Annotated in this window: 12 protein-coding genes; 6 read left to right on the top strand and 6 right to left on the bottom strand. The window is 57.2% G+C overall.

Annotated elements, in window-relative coordinates; all coding sequences use genetic code 11:
- Window positions 1–14 precede the first annotated feature (14 nt).
- Both G6L01_RS21390 and G6L01_RS21385 read left to right on the top strand, forming a co-directional pair.
- Window positions 15–1,175: an alpha-hydroxy acid oxidase gene (locus tag G6L01_RS21390; RefSeq protein WP_070165593.1), complete on the top strand. Its 1,161-nt coding sequence runs from the start codon at window positions 15–17 to the stop codon at window positions 1,173–1,175.
- Between the two features lie 100 nt (window positions 1,176–1,275).
- On the top strand, window positions 1,276–2,622 hold the full coding sequence (locus G6L01_RS21385) for an MFS transporter (protein ID WP_070165591.1): 1,347 nt from the start codon (window positions 1,276–1,278) through the stop codon (window positions 2,620–2,622).
- Window positions 2,623–2,664: 42 nt separating this feature from the next.
- Here G6L01_RS21385 and glnT read toward each other — a convergent pair whose 3' ends face one another.
- The 6 genes from glnT to G6L01_RS21355 all read right to left on the bottom strand — a co-directional run bounded on the left by glnT (window position 2,665) and on the right by G6L01_RS21355 (window position 8,893).
- Window positions 2,665–3,972 (bottom strand): type III glutamate--ammonia ligase, encoded by a 1,308-nt coding sequence (glnT, locus tag G6L01_RS21380; RefSeq protein WP_070165590.1) that lies wholly within the window; start codon window positions 3,970–3,972, stop codon window positions 2,665–2,667.
- An 82-nt stretch (window positions 3,973–4,054) separates the two neighbouring features.
- Entirely contained in the window at window positions 4,055–5,383 is a 1,329-nt protein-coding gene (locus tag G6L01_RS21375; protein ID WP_070165588.1) for an FMN-binding glutamate synthase family protein, read from the bottom strand.
- 19 nt (window positions 5,384–5,402) lie between these two features.
- Window positions 5,403–6,089, bottom strand: coding sequence for a GltB/FmdC/FwdC-like GXGXG domain-containing protein (locus tag G6L01_RS21370; protein WP_070165586.1), 687 nt, complete (start codon window positions 6,087–6,089; stop codon window positions 5,403–5,405).
- Window positions 6,090–6,246: 157 nt separating this feature from the next.
- A complete protein-coding gene (locus tag G6L01_RS21365; RefSeq protein WP_070165584.1) occupies window positions 6,247–7,152 on the bottom strand; it encodes a class II glutamine amidotransferase in 906 nt (301 codons plus the stop codon).
- An 89-nt stretch (window positions 7,153–7,241) separates the two neighbouring features.
- Window positions 7,242–7,901, bottom strand: coding sequence for a helix-turn-helix domain-containing protein (locus G6L01_RS21360; protein ID WP_070165582.1), 660 nt, complete (start codon window positions 7,899–7,901; stop codon window positions 7,242–7,244).
- 38 nt (window positions 7,902–7,939) lie between these two features.
- A complete protein-coding gene (locus G6L01_RS21355; protein WP_070165581.1) occupies window positions 7,940–8,893 on the bottom strand; it encodes a GlxA family transcriptional regulator in 954 nt (317 codons plus the stop codon).
- Between the two features lie 128 nt (window positions 8,894–9,021).
- Between G6L01_RS21355 and G6L01_RS21350 the strand changes: the two genes are divergently transcribed.
- From G6L01_RS21350 to G6L01_RS21335, 4 genes are all read left to right on the top strand, one after another.
- A complete protein-coding gene (locus G6L01_RS21350) occupies window positions 9,022–10,272 on the top strand; it encodes a sarcosine oxidase subunit beta family protein (RefSeq protein WP_070165580.1) in 1,251 nt (416 codons plus the stop codon).
- A 112-nt stretch (window positions 10,273–10,384) separates the two neighbouring features.
- The gene (locus G6L01_RS21345; protein WP_081344092.1) at window positions 10,385–10,657 is read left to right on the top strand and encodes a sarcosine oxidase subunit delta; all 273 of its coding nucleotides are present in this window, start codon (window positions 10,385–10,387) and stop codon (window positions 10,655–10,657) included.
- Window positions 10,654–13,692: a sarcosine oxidase subunit alpha gene (locus G6L01_RS21340; RefSeq protein WP_070165579.1), complete on the top strand. Its 3,039-nt coding sequence runs from the start codon at window positions 10,654–10,656 to the stop codon at window positions 13,690–13,692. The genes G6L01_RS21345 and G6L01_RS21340 overlap by 4 nt, the downstream gene beginning before the upstream one ends.
- Window positions 13,685–14,212, top strand: a complete 528-nt coding sequence (locus G6L01_RS21335; RefSeq protein ID WP_081344091.1) for a sarcosine oxidase subunit gamma — start codon at window positions 13,685–13,687, stop codon at window positions 14,210–14,212. The genes G6L01_RS21340 and G6L01_RS21335 overlap by 8 nt, the downstream gene beginning before the upstream one ends.
- Window positions 14,213–14,278: the final 66 nt, after the last annotated feature.

Below are 14,278 nucleotides of genomic sequence, written 5' to 3'. Positions count from 1 at the left end.
AAGGACAAGGTGCCATGCCCACAGCATTGACAATCGATGACCTGAAACGCCAGGCAAAGCGCCGTGTCCCGAAAATGTTCTTCGACTATGCCGATAGCGGCTCCTGGAGCGAAAGCACTTACCACGCCAACGAGAGTGATTTTGCCCGCATCAAGCTGCGACAACGGGTTCTGGTCGATATGACGGAGCGGTCGCTGGCAAGCACGATGATCGGTGAGCCTGTCACCATGCCTGTGGCGCTTGCGCCGACCGGAATGACCGGCATGCAACATGCCGATGGGGAAATTCTCGCGGCGGAAGCAGCGGAAGCTTACGGCGTGCCTTTCACGCTGTCCACCATGAGCATCTGCTCGATTGAGGATGTTGCACTTCATACGCGCCGCCCCTTTTGGTTCCAGCTTTACGTGATGAAGGACCGCGATTTCGTCCATAGCCTGATCGACCGTGCCAAGGCTGCCCATTGCTCGGCACTGGTGTTGACGCTCGATCTGCAAATCCTTGGACAGCGCCACAAGGACCTGCGCAACGGCCTGTCGGCGCCGCCGAAATTCACTCCGAAACACATCTGGCAGATGGCAACCAGGCCGCAATGGTGCATCGGCATGGCCAATACGCGGCGGCGTCATTTCGGCAATATTATCGGCCATGCCAAGAACGTCTCCAGCCTGTCTTCGCTGACAGCGTGGACGGCGGAACAGTTCGATCCGAAATTGTCCTGGAGCGACGTCGCCTGGATCAAGGAGCGCTGGGGCGGGAAATTGATCCTCAAGGGCATTCTCGATGTGGAGGACGCCCGCGCCGCAGCCGATAGCGGGGCGGATGCGATTATCGTTTCCAACCATGGTGGCCGGCAACTGGATGGCGCGCCCTCGTCAATCTCCATGCTGGCCTCGATTGTCGAGGCGGTGGGAGACCGGATCGAAGTGCATATCGATGGCGGCATCCGCTCTGGCCAGGACGTATTGAAGGCCTTGGCCCTGGGCGCCAAGGGAACCTATATCGGCCGACCTTTTCTCTACGGGCTTGGTGCGGATGGACGGGCTGGCGTGCAGCGCGCCTTGGAGATCATCGCCAGGGAGCTTGATATCAGCATGGCGCTTTGCGGCAAGCGGCTGATTTCAGAGGTGGACGCCTCGATCCTGATGGGCAATCCCTTCGCTGCGGGGCCTTGCTAAACCTATTCTCTCACCCTTCACGTGTAAATCCTGTTCAGCACCTTGAAATCCGGTGCATAATCGGCGACCAAACTGGATAGTTTTTTCGCAAGGCAGGATCATGTCCCCCATCAGCACTCCGGCATCGCCTCCCCGTCAGCTTACCCGGGCAGATTTTCGCACACTCGGGCTTTCAGCCTTGGGCGGGGCCTTGGAATTCTACGATTTCATCATCTTCGTGTTTTTCGCGGGCGTGATTGGCAAGCTGTTCTTCCCGGCCAACATGCCGGACTGGCTGGTGACGATCCAGACCTTCGGCATCTTTGCTGCCGGCTATCTGGTTCGCCCCCTGGGCGGGTTGATCCTGGCCCATTTCGGTGATGTGTTTGGCCGCAAGAAAGTCTTTGCCTTCTCCATTCTGCTGATGGCGCTCTCCACCCTCGGCATGGCCGCCATGCCCACCTATGCCTCCATCGGCATTGCCGCACCCGTGCTGCTGATCGTCATGCGGCTGTTGCAGGGCGTTGCCATCGGTGGCGAAGTGCCGGGGGCCTGGACCTTCGTGTCGGAGCATGTGCCGTTTCGCCGGGTCGGCTTTGCCTGCGGCTTTCTCTGCTCCGGGCTGACGCTCGGCATTCTGCTGGGTTCGTTGATCGCAACCGTCATCAACTCGATGTTCACGCCGGAAGATGTCGCCGCCTATGCCTGGCGCATCCCGTTCTTCCTCGGCGGCTTCTTCGGCCTTGTCGCCGTCTACCTGCGCCGCTGGCTTCAGGAAACCCCTGTTTTTGCCGAGATGCGTCAGGCGCGGACGACGGTGATGGAACTGCCGCTGAAAACCGTGCTGCGCGATTATCCAGCTGCCGTCATCATTTCCATGGCCTTGACCTGGGTGCTCGCCGCCTGCCTCGTGGTCACCACGCTGATGACTGCCACGCTCCTGCAAAAACTCTATGGTTACAGTGCACAGATTGCGCTATCCGCCACCAGTTTCGGCACATTGTTCCTGATTTTCAGCACAGCGGCATCAGGCGCAATTGTCGATAAATTCGGCTCCGGGCGGTTTTTAATGGTTGGGAGCGTATTTTTAGCCGCCGCGACCTTTGCCTTCTACACCTATGCAAGCGTTTCGGTTCCGGTTCTGTTTGTGCTCTATGCCGTGATGGGCCTTTCCGTGGGCATCGTCGGGGCCGTGCCTTATGTGATGGTGCGCGCCTTTCCCGCACCTGTCCGCTTCACCGGCCTGTCGTTTTCCTACAATGTCTCCTACGCGATTTTCGGCGGATTGACGCCGATTGCGGTGGCCAGCCTGCTACCGATCAACCCGATGGCACATGCCTATTACCTGCTGTTCATCGCCGCCCTCGCCTTTGGGCTCGGCGTCTATCTGACTCTGAAAGGCGACGGGATCGAGGCGAAGGCTGGAATAGAGGAACTTGCCAGCCGTCAGACAACGGCAACGCTTTAATTCGAAAGCCGGGGGCGACGCTGCCCCCGGATACACATCTGGTCAAATGTCCAGTGTTGTCTGGTGCTCCCATGGGGTGAATTGTGAGCAATAGCTTGTCCACTCCCCATGCTTGAGCTTGAGATAGGCTGCTGAAAACTCAATTCCCAATGCCTGTTGCAGCGCGGTGTCGGCTTCATAGGCGCGCAACGCATCCAGCAAGTTCAGCGGTAACTTCGGCGCGTCCGTCACCGTATGGCCTTCGCGGTACATATCAATGTCGTAATGCGGACCGGGATCGGCATTGGTTTTGAGGCCAGACAGGCCAGCGGCAATGATGATGGCCTGAAGCAGATACGGGTTCACCGCGCCATCGGGCAGGCGCAGTTCAAACCGACCCGGACCCGGCACGCGCACCATATGGGTGCGGTTATTGCCAGTCCATGTCACGGTGTTGGGTGCCCATGTGGCGCCGGAAACCGTGCGTGGTGCATTGATGCGCTTGTAGGAATTGACGGTTGGGTTCGTCACAGCAGCCAGTGCAGAAGCATGTTTCATAATGCCGCCAAGGAAGGTTTTGCCCTTGGCAGACAGGCCAAACGGCATGGCCTTATCGGCAAAAGCATTGACCTTGCCGTCATTATCCCAGACCGAGATATGGGCGTGGCAGCCATTGCCCGTGAGGCCCTTGAACGGCTTTGGCATGAAGGTGGCCCGCAGACCATGCTTCTCGGCCACCGATTTGACCATGAACTTAAAGAAGGAATGTTTGTCGGCGGTTTTCAGCGCGTCATCATATTCCCAGTTCATCTCAAACTGGCCGTTGGCGTCTTCATGGTCGTTTTGATAGGGTTTCCAGCCCAGTTCCAGCATGTGATCGCAGATTTCAGCAATCACATCATAGCGGCGCATCAAGGCTTGTTGGTCGTAGCAAGGCTTTTCGGCAGTGTCGAATTCATCAGAAATGGTCTTGCCGTCGGCAGAGATCAGGAAAAATTCCGGCTCAACCCCGGTCTTGACCCGAAGGCCCATGCTTGCGGCTTCCTCCACCAGCTTTTTCAGCATCACACGCGGAGCCTGCTCCACCGGCTTGTCGTCCATCACGCAATCGGCGGCCACCCATGCCACGTCTTTTTTCCATGGCAATTGGATCACGGAAGAGGCATCCGGCACGGCAAACAGATCGGGATGGGCGGGGGTGAGGTCGAGCCATGTGGCAAAGCCTGCAAAGCCTGCGCCATCCTTTTGCATATCGGCAATGGCTTGGGCAGGCACCAGCTTGGCACGTTGCGCGCCAAACAGGTCGGTATAGCTGATCATGAAATATTTGATGCCGCGCTCAACGGCGAATTGTGCAAGGTCCTGTGTCACGTCGTTCCCCTGTTTTTATGGATTGAGACACATGTTGAAAGGAAAGGCCGCATCCCTGGGAGGAGAATACGGCCTTGGTATTTCAGAAACCGGCTTTGCCGGGATACCAATTGGTGCCAGCCAAGGGAACCTGCGCCATGGCGGCGGCTTCCATCGTCAGAGCCACCAAATCTTCCGGCTCCAGATTGTGCAGACGGTTATGGCCGCAGGCGCGGGCAATGGTCTGCGCTTCCAGCGTCATCACCTTGAGGTAATTGGCCAGACGGCGACCAGCCAGAACCGGATCAAGTCGCTTCATCAATTCCGGGTCTTGTGTTGTAATGCCTGCCGGGTCTTTGCCCTCATGCCAATCATCATAAGCGCCAGCAGTGGTGCCGAGTTTTTGATATTCTGCTTCCCACTTCGGGTCATTATCGCCAATGGCCACCAGCGCTGCCGTGCCAATGGCCACGGCATCAGCACCCAGTGCCAAAGCTTTGGCGACATCCGCGCCAGAGCGAATACCGCCAGAAATGATCAACTGCACCTTGCGATGCATACCAAGGTCTTGCAAAGCCTGAACGGCGGGGCGGATACAGGCCAGTGTCGGCATCCCGACATTTTCAATAAACACATCCTGCGTCGCTGCCGTTCCGCCCTGCATGCCGTCGAGCACCACCACATCGGCTCCTGCTTTCACGGCCAGCGCTGTGTCGTAATAGGGCCGCGCGCCGCCAACCTTGATATAGATCGGCTTTTCCCAATTGGTGATTTCGCGCAGCTCCAGAATTTTGATTTCCAGATCATCCGGCCCCGTCCAATCCGGGTGGCGGCAGGCCGAGCGCTGATCGATACCCTTGGGCAGGTTGCGCATATTGGCCACGCGGTCAGAAATCTTCTGGCCCAGCAACATACCGCCGCCGCCGGGCTTGGCGCCTTGGCCAACCACCACTTCAATGGCATCGGCGCGGCGTAAATCCTTCGGGTTCATGCCATAGCGTGATGGAAGATATTGATAGACCAGCGTTTGGCTGTGGCCGCGCTCTTCGTCGGTCATCCCGCCATCACCTGTCGTGGTGGAGGTTCCGGCAATGGTCGCACCACGGCCCAAGGCTTCCTTGGCATTGCCGGAAAGCGCACCAAAGCTCATGCCTGCAATGGTAATGGGCGTTTTCAGATGAATGGGCTTTTTGGCAAAGCGCGTGCCAAGCACCACGGATGTATCACACTTCTCGCGGTAGCCTTCCAGCGGATAGCGCGAAATCGAGGCCCCGAGAAACAGCAGATCATCAAAATGCGGCACTTTGCGCTTGGTGCCTGCGCCGCGAATATCATAGATACCAGTGGCGGCAGCGCGGCGAATTTCCGCCAGCGTGTAATCATCAAAGGTCGCGGATTTGCGCGGCGGGGTATTGGGATTATGATAGCTCATTGGTCTTCTACCCCTTGCCTTAGTAGGCGTCTGCGTTGTCAATGTTGAAATTGTAAAGCTTGCGGGCAGAGCCGTAGCGCTTGAACTCTTCGGGCTTCACATTGGTGATTCCGGCTTTCGTCAGAAGCTCCGCCAGCTTTTCCAAATGTTTGGGCTTCATCTGTTTTTCGATGCAATCTGCACCAAGGCTCTTCACCGTGCCGCGCACAAACAGTTTGGCCTCATAGAGTGAATCGCCCAGCGCTTCACCCGCATCACCCAACACCACCAGATGGCCGGATTGCCCCATGAAGGCTGACATGTGGCCGATATTGCCTTGCACGACAATATCAATACCCTTCATGGAAATGCCGCAACGCGAGGCCGCATTGCCCTTGATGACCAGCAACCCGCCTTGGCCCGTGGCCCCGGCATATTGGCTGGCATCGCCTTCAATAATCACGGTGCCGGACATCATGTTTTCGGCCACACCCGGACCAGCAGAGCCATGCACAGTGACAGTGCCGCCATCATTCATACCAGCGCAATAATAGCCCACCGACCCTTTCACCTCGACAGTCACGGGGCTATCAATACCCACCGCTACGGCATGATGACCGCGTGGATTGATGATTTCAAAATTGGTGTCATTGGCCCCGGAGGTCACGGCATGCAAAGCACTGTTCAGCTCGCGCAGCGGGGTTTGGGAAAGATCGAAGACTGGCATTATAAATCCCTCAAGCTGGTGTCTGTTCAAGAATTGTCGATGGCGTGGCGAAAATGGTGATTTCGAGAACCGGAGCGGAGCGTACTCAAGTACGTGAGCACCGGAAGCGCAGAAATTGCCATTTGCAGCCCGCCAGCGGCGATTATGGGACAGACTCTCAGGCTGCTTTCTCGTGGTCCCAGAAGTAAACGGTGGCTGGCTCTGGCTCCCAGATGCGGGCCGTATCGATACCCGGCAAATTGACCAGCGCCCGATACTCAGAGCCAAAAGCCACATATTGGTCCGTCTCGGCCATGACAGCAGGCTTGCAGGCAATCGGGTCTCTCACCACGCCAAAACCGGATTTGGTGCCAACCACGAAGGTGAAAAAGCCATCGAGATCATCGAGTGCACCCGTCAACGCCTGCCCCAGATCCTTGCCCTTGGCCATTTCTGCTGTGAGGTAAGCGGCGGCCACCTCAGAGTCGTTCTGAGTCTCAAAAGTGATGCCTTCACGGATCAGTTCGCGGCGCAAATTGTTGTGGTTGGAGAGCGAGCCATTGTGCACAAGGCACTGATCGGCCCCCGTGGAAAACGGATGCGCGCCCAGCGTGGTCACTGCACTTTCCGTGGCCATGCGCGTGTGGCCAATGCCATGGCTGCCCCCCATGGAACGCACATCAAAGCGGGCGACAACATCTTTCGGAAGGCCGATTTCCTTGAAAATCTCAACGCTTTCACCCGAACCCATAATGCGGACATTGGGTCGAATTTCGCTCAAAACACCGCGAATGTCGCCAAGCTTTGCCGCATCAATATCAATCACCGCATGAGTGCTTTTCACCGTCACTTGTGCCGGAATGCCAGCCTTGGTGAGGTCAGCATCAAGGCCTGCAAAATCCACCGAAGGCTCCGGTGATTGAATGGTAATTTTCGCCTTGCCTTTTTCTCCCGCACCGTAAATCGCAATGCCCGCAGAATCGGGGCCGCGATCGGTCATGGTGATCAGCATATCCGAGAGCATGGCTCCCAGCTGAGGTTCAAGGCTCTTGTCTTTCAGGAACAATCCAACAATGCCGCACATGGTCAGCCTCTCCATTTGTCGTTGGACAATGGCTAACAGGCGGCTGCGATAAAATCAATCTTTAAGAATAAATTTTTCCTGTAAGGCAATTATTTTTGATGCGGGTAAGAAATGATGGAAAGATAGCGAGCGGGCAGTGTCACCAGTTCTTCGGGGCCATGCGGGGCGTCGGCATCAAAAAACAGGCTGTCACCTGGCTGCATCCGGTAGAGGCTCTCGCCATGGCGATAGACCACCTCGCCCTCCAGCATGTAGAGAAACTCCATGCCCTCATGCTGAAAGGTGGGAAACACATCGGATTCGGTGTTGAGCGTGATCAGATAAGGCTCAACCACCACGCCGGATGTGTTGTTTTCGATGTGGCCAAGCAGGCTGTAATGATGCCCCGCACGGGTGCCGCGCCGCTCCAGGTTCACGCCTTCACCGGCTTTGACAAAGCTTGCGCTGCGCGGCTCTTCATAGCCTTTGAAGAATGCAGTCATCGGCACGCCGAGTGCCTTGGAGAGCGATTGCAGCGTCCCGAGCGAGGCGGAAATATTGCCGTTTTCAATCTTCGACAACATGCCAACCGACATGCCCGTGGCCGTCGCCAGATCGGCCACCGTGATGCCCAGTTTTTTCCGAAACGTGCGCACTTCATGGCCAATGGCCATTTCCAGATTGTTGGCCCGTGGTTCGCGCACAGCATGGGGGTCTTGCGCCAATATTGCTTTGGCCGCTTTTGCTGCCTTTGTCTCACTCTTGGCCATGCCTGCCCCTTAATCCGTGCCTACAACAGTTCGTGATCTTACGATCTAACCGATTTTGGCTGAATGCCAAACTGCTGTTTGAACGCCCGTGAAAAATGCGATGCGCTGGAAAAGCCTGTGGCAAAGGCAATTTCCGACAGTGACAGTGGGCTTTGCTCCAGCAATTTGCGGGCATGGGAAAGCCGCATACGGCGGTAGGTATCTTGAAAGCTCGCCCCCATATGGCTGGCAAACAACCGATCCAGATGCCGGGGCGTGATGCCTACCAGCCGCGCAATCGCTTGCCGATCCAGCGGGTTTTCCAGTGTCGCTTCCATCTTTTCCAATGCCGTGACAAGCGCCGGATGATGGGTGCCAAAACGCTCCACCGATGAACCACGCTGCGGCGCGCTTGCATCAGTCACGGCTGTGTGCAGATACCAATCGCTGACCCGGCGGGCAAATTCCGGCCCCATCCGCTCGCCAATCAGGGCATGCATCATATCCAGCGGGGCAACGCCACCGCCGCAGGTCAGCCTATCGCCATCAAGCACATAACGGGCTTGGCGTGGAGCTAGGTCAGGGAACGCTTCTCGAAGCGCAGGTGCATGTTCCCAGTGGATGGTAAAATCCCGCTCCTGTAAAAGACCCGCTTGCGCCAGCACATAGGCCCCGCTGGAAATGCCACCAATGCGAACCCCTTGGCGAGAGAGTTTGCGCAACGTCGCATGAAGGTCGCTGGTACTTATCCAGTCTATCGGATTGCCGCCCGCGACCACAAACAGTGTGTGGCAGTTCCCACCTTCCAAGGCCAAATCTCCGCAGGGAATATCAAAGCCCGCCGAACAGCGCACAGCCTCGCCCCGCATGGAGAGCGGCCTTATCGCATAGAGCGGCGTTTGCGCCAGTAGATTGGCGGCGCGCAGCGGCTCGGTGGCCGATGAGAAGGACATCAGCGCAAAATTCGGTGTCAGGATGAAGCCATAGGTCTGGGTGGTGGAGTTTTCGCTCATGTCCCATTTATATCTTTAAATGTCTTCAATGTGCAATTTGAATTGGTGCCAAACATCTAGTGTTTCAAACAATGTTGGGTGGTCACCAACCATCCCCCGTCCACCAAATCCTGAAACGAGCGGGCATCATGCGCTATTCGGCTTTGTCGATTTTTCTGAACGGTCTTCGCGGCAATAAAAACTGGGCCGCCCATTGGCGACAACCGGAGCCAAAGCCGCATTATGATGTGGTGATTGTCGGCGGTGGCGGCCATGGTCTTGCCACGGCCTATTACCTTTCCAAAACCTTCGGCATCAAAAATATCGCCGTGGTGGAAAAGGGCTATATCGGCTCCGGTAATGTTGGTCGCAACACCACCATCATCCGCTCCAATTATCTGCTACCGGGCAACAATCCTTTCTACGAATTCTCCATGAAGCTGTGGGAAGGGCTGGAGCAGGATTTCAATTTCAACGCCATGGTCTCTCAGCGCGGCGTGGTCAATCTCTACCATTCCGATGCCCAGCGCGATGCCTATACACGGCGCGGCAATGCCATGCGCCTGCACGGCGTGGATGCCGAATTGCTGGACCGCGACGCCATCAAAGCCATGCTGCCATTTCTTGATTACGACAACGCCCGCTTTCCTATTCAAGGCGGCTTGATGCAGCGACGCGGCGGCACGGTGCGCCATGATGCTGTGGCTTGGGGCTATGCCCGTGGTGCGGATAGCCACGGCGTGGACATTCTTCAAAACTGCGAAGTCACTGGCATCCGTCGCGAGAACGGCAAGGCGGTGGGCGTGGAAACCACCCGTGGCTTTATTGGCTGTGGCAAGCTGGCACTGGCGGCGGCGGGCAATTCATCCCGCGTGGCTGAGATGGCGGGGCTGAAATTGCCGATGGAAAGCCATGTGCTGCAAGCCTTTGTCTCGGAGGGACTAAAGCCCTTTATCGATTGCGTTGTCACCTTTGGCGCGGGCCATTTCTACGTTTCGCAATCGGATAAGGGCGGACTGGTGTTTGGCGGCGATATTGATGGTTATAATTCCTACGCCCAGCGCGGCAATCTCGCCACCGTCGAGCATGTGGCGGAAGCGGGCAAGGCGATGATTCCGGCGCTGTCGCGCATCCGGGTGCTGCGCTCGTGGGGCGGGGTGATGGATATGAGCATGGATGGCTCGCCGATCATCGACAAGGTGCATCTGGACAATCTCTATCTCAATTCCGGCTGGTGCTATGGCGGCTTCAAGGCCACGCCTGCCTCGGGCTATTGCTTTGCCCATCTGATCGCCAAGGGCGAGAGCCATGAAACGGCGCGCGCCTTCCGGCTGGATCGGTTTGAACGCGGCCACATTCTCGATGAAAAGGGCCAGGGTGCCCAGCCGAACCTTCACTAGAGTCTGTCAGGTTCAGATTGAACCAGACAAACTCTAGATTCTTTTGTTGTCGTTTGTCTTTTCGGGAAAACCGGTGACCACTTTTCCCTGACAAACTCTAAGGATTCTGATTATGGCGAGCCTCATTCCCTGCCCCCATTGCGGGCCAAGACCCAAAGAAGAATACACCGTCAAGGGTGCAGCATTAGCCCGCCCCGCCGCCGATGCTGGCCCTGACGTATGGCATGATTACGTCTACCTGCGAGACAATCCCCGCGGAGCCTATGAAGAATACTGGCACCACACATCCGGCTGCCGTCGCTGGATTGTTGTGTGCCGCGACACAGCCACCCACGAGATTTCCGCAAGCTTTGATGCATCAACACGCAAAGGGGTCAGCGCATGACATCCTATCGTCTGAAAAGCGGCGGTCTGGTGGATCGCAAAACCGCGCTTCCCTTCACCTTTGACGGCAAAGCCATGAGCGGTTTTGCGGGCGATACGCTGGCGTCTGCGCTTCTGGCCAATGGCCAGCAATTGGTGGGCCGCAGCTTCAAATATCACCGTCCGCGTGGCATTCTCACGGCCGGTGCCGCCGAGCCCAACGCCCTGATGACCATAGGCCGAGGCGGGCGCACCGAGCCAAACACACGCGCCACCATGCAGGAGCTTTACGCCGGGTTGGAAGCAACCAGCCAAAACCGCTGGCCAAGCCTTGAGCACGATATTGGTGCGGTCAACAGCCTGCTGTCGCCATTTCTCAGTGCGGGCTTCTACTATAAAACCTTCATGTGGCCAGCAAAGTTCTGGGAAAAGCTCTATGAGCCGGTGATCCGCAAGGCCGCCGGACTCGGCAAGGCAAGCTATGAGGCCGATCCAGACACCTATGAAAAATGCTGGGCGCATTGTGACCTACTGGTGATTGGCGCAGGCGCAAGCGGTTTGATGGCGGCTCTGGCCGCTGGCCGTGCGGGTGCGCGGGTTATTCTTCTGGATGAGCAGGCGGAGATTGGCGGCGGCCTTCTGGCCGAGACAGCGTTGATCAATGGTGTTGCTGCCTCTGATTTTGTCACGACCATAAATGCAGAGCTGGAAAGCCTGCCCAATGTGCAAATCCTCGCCCGCACCACAGCGTTTGGCTGGTACGATGGCAATGTCTTCGGTGCCGTTGAGCGCGTGCAAAAACATCTCGCTCGCCCTGCGGCCAACCGCCCGGTGGAGCGCCTGTGGCGCATTGCGGCAAAGAAAGCCATTTTGGCCACGGGTGCCGAAGAGCGCCCGCTGGTGTTTGGCGGCAATGACATACCCGGTGTGATGATGGCCGGGGCCATGCGCCGCTATCTCAACCATTATGGCGTCGCGCCCGGCAAGAAGACAGCCATTTTCACCACCAATAACAGCGGCTATGCGCTGGCGGCGGACCTTGAAGCCGCAGGCGTTAGCGTTACGACCCTGATCGATAGCCGACGCGATGCAACCATTGCCTATCAGGGCAAGGCGCGATTGGTGCGCGGCGGTTTGGTTAGCAATGTCCATGGTGGAAAATCTGTCGAGGGGCTTGATCTCTGGCGCGAAGGCCAGTTGGAACGGCTTGAGGTGGATAGTCTCGCCATGTCGGGCGGGTTCTCGCCGATCATTCACCTTGCCTGCCACCGGGGTGGCAAGCCGCGCTGGTCAGATGAGCATTCGGCCTTTTTGGCTCCGGAGAACTTGAACAAGCTGGTTTTGGCGGGTTCAGCGTCCGGTGTCTTTGGGATTGCTGCTTGCATGGCGGATGCGCAGGCCAAAGTGGCGGCTCTTTTGGATGTCTTGGGCTTTGGCGCAAAACCCCTCACTCCCCCTCCGCTGCGCTCGATGGACCTCTCCCCACAAGGGGGAGAGGAGAACGGATACGTTGCGGCAAAAGCACCCGTTCCAACTGTCGAGGAACACTATCCACCGATGCCAGCCAAGCCAGTTTGGTCTATTCCCGGCATAAAAACCAAGGCCTTTGTGGACTTCCAAAACGACGTACATACCAAGGATCTGGGCCTTGCAGTGCAGGAAGGCTATGGCCATGTGGAGCTTGCCAAGCGCTACACCACCAATGGCATGGCGACCGATCAGGGCAAGCTCTCCAACGTGAATGCCATCGGGCTGTTGGCGGAAGCCCGGCGCGTATCGCCTGCCGATGTTGGAACAACGACGTTTCGGCCCTTCTATACGCCTGTGTCGTTCGGGGCGCTGGCAGGCACATCGCATGGCAAGCATTTTCAGCCGGTGCGCAAATCACCCTTGCACGATTGGGCAGCGAAGAATGGCGCTACTTTTGTGGAAACAGGCCTGTGGTATCGCTCGGCATGGTTTCCACAGGCCGACGAGACTGGCTGGCGCGAAAGCGTGGACCGCGAGGTCAAAAACGTTCGAACCAATGCCGGGATTTGCGATGTCTCCATGCTCGGCAAAATCGAGATTTGCGGACCGGATGCGGCGGAGTTTTTGAACCGTGTTTACTGCAACGCCTTCCTGAAACTACCCGCCGGCAAGGCCCGCTATGGGCTGATGCTGCGAGAAGATGGCTTCATCTATGACGACGGCACCACCAGCCGCATGGACGAAAACCGTTATTTCATGACCACCACCACAGCCTATGCGGCGGGCGTGATGAACCATCTGGAATTCTGCGCCCAAGTGCATTGGCCGGAACTGGATGTGCGGCTTGCGTCTGTGACCGATCAATGGGCGCAAATGGCGGTGGCTGGGCCAAAATCGCGCGCCATTTTGCAAAGGCTGGTTGATGAAGACATTTCCAATGAAGCTTTCCCCTATCTCGCCGCCAAGGATGTGTCCCTCTTGGGTGGTCGGTTGAAGGGGCGCCTCTTCCGCATCTCATTTTCCGGTGAACTGGCATTCGAATTGGCGGTGCCTGCCGATTTTGGTGAAAGCGTCGCGGATGCAGTGATGGAGGCGGGCAAAGAGCATGGAATTCAGCCTTACGGCATTGAAGCGCTATCGGTGCTGCGTATAGAAAAGGGCCACGTCACCCACAATGAAATCAATGGCACGGTGGTGCCTGCCGACCTCGGCTTTGGCAAAATGGTCAGCGCCACCAAGCCCGATTTTATCGGCAAGCATATGCTGAATAGGGAAGCGCTTATTGCGCCAGACCGTCCGCAGCTTGTGGGCGTCATGCCTTTAGATGCCAAGACCTCTTTCAAAACAGGCGCGCATATTCTGAACAAGGATGCTGACCCAACACTGGAGAACGATCAAGGCTATGTCACGTCTTCTTGTTTCTCACCGCATGTTGGCTCCACCATTGGCCTTGCGCTGGTGAAAGGCGGCGCCGCTCGCCATGGTGAAGAGGTGTTGGTGTGGAATGGGTTGCGCAACGAGTTTACCCCCGCCCAGTTGGTGAGCCCGGTTTTTGTTGATCCAAACAATGAGAAGCTCCATGCCTGAGAACGCTCTTCCTGACTCTGTCTTGACCGATTTCCACCTTGTTCGCCGTCCAGCACTCGCCACCAAGGCGGTGGAGCGGTTTGGTGTTCTAACGCTGGAAACCATGTTCGACGCAACCATTCTGCATGTGCTGGGCAAGCCTGGCGATGTCGCGCCAATACCCCCGCAAGGCTTTGATCTGCGCAATGCGGGACCCGGCCAATGGTTTGCCGTCGGGCCTGCCAGTGCCGATCAAGCTACGGCGGCCTTTGGCCAAACAGTCTTTCTTGTCGATCAAAGTCACGGTCGGGTGCTGATCCGCATCAGCGGCGCACCCGTACGCCACGTTTTGGCCAAAGGTACGGCCCTTGATCTTCACCCCGATTACTTCGCAATCGGTGCGGCAACGACGACCCTGATCGGTCACATCGCCGTCAATCTCTGCCGCACGGGTGAGGACCAGTTTGAGCTTCTGGTGATGCGCGGCTTTGCCGAGAGCCTCTGGGACGATCTTGCTGGGATGGCGCGGGAGTTTCAATAATAAGCGTGAAAACTGCTGAAACTGTTAGGACTGTCTGCTCCGTCCTGCTCGGCCTTCTTCCGAGGT

It is taken from the genome of Agrobacterium vitis, assembly GCF_013337045.2.
In the GTDB taxonomy this organism is placed as follows: Bacteria; Pseudomonadota; Alphaproteobacteria; order Rhizobiales; family Rhizobiaceae; genus Allorhizobium; species Allorhizobium vitis_B.
This window is presented reverse-complemented; position numbering and strand designations above follow the sequence as displayed.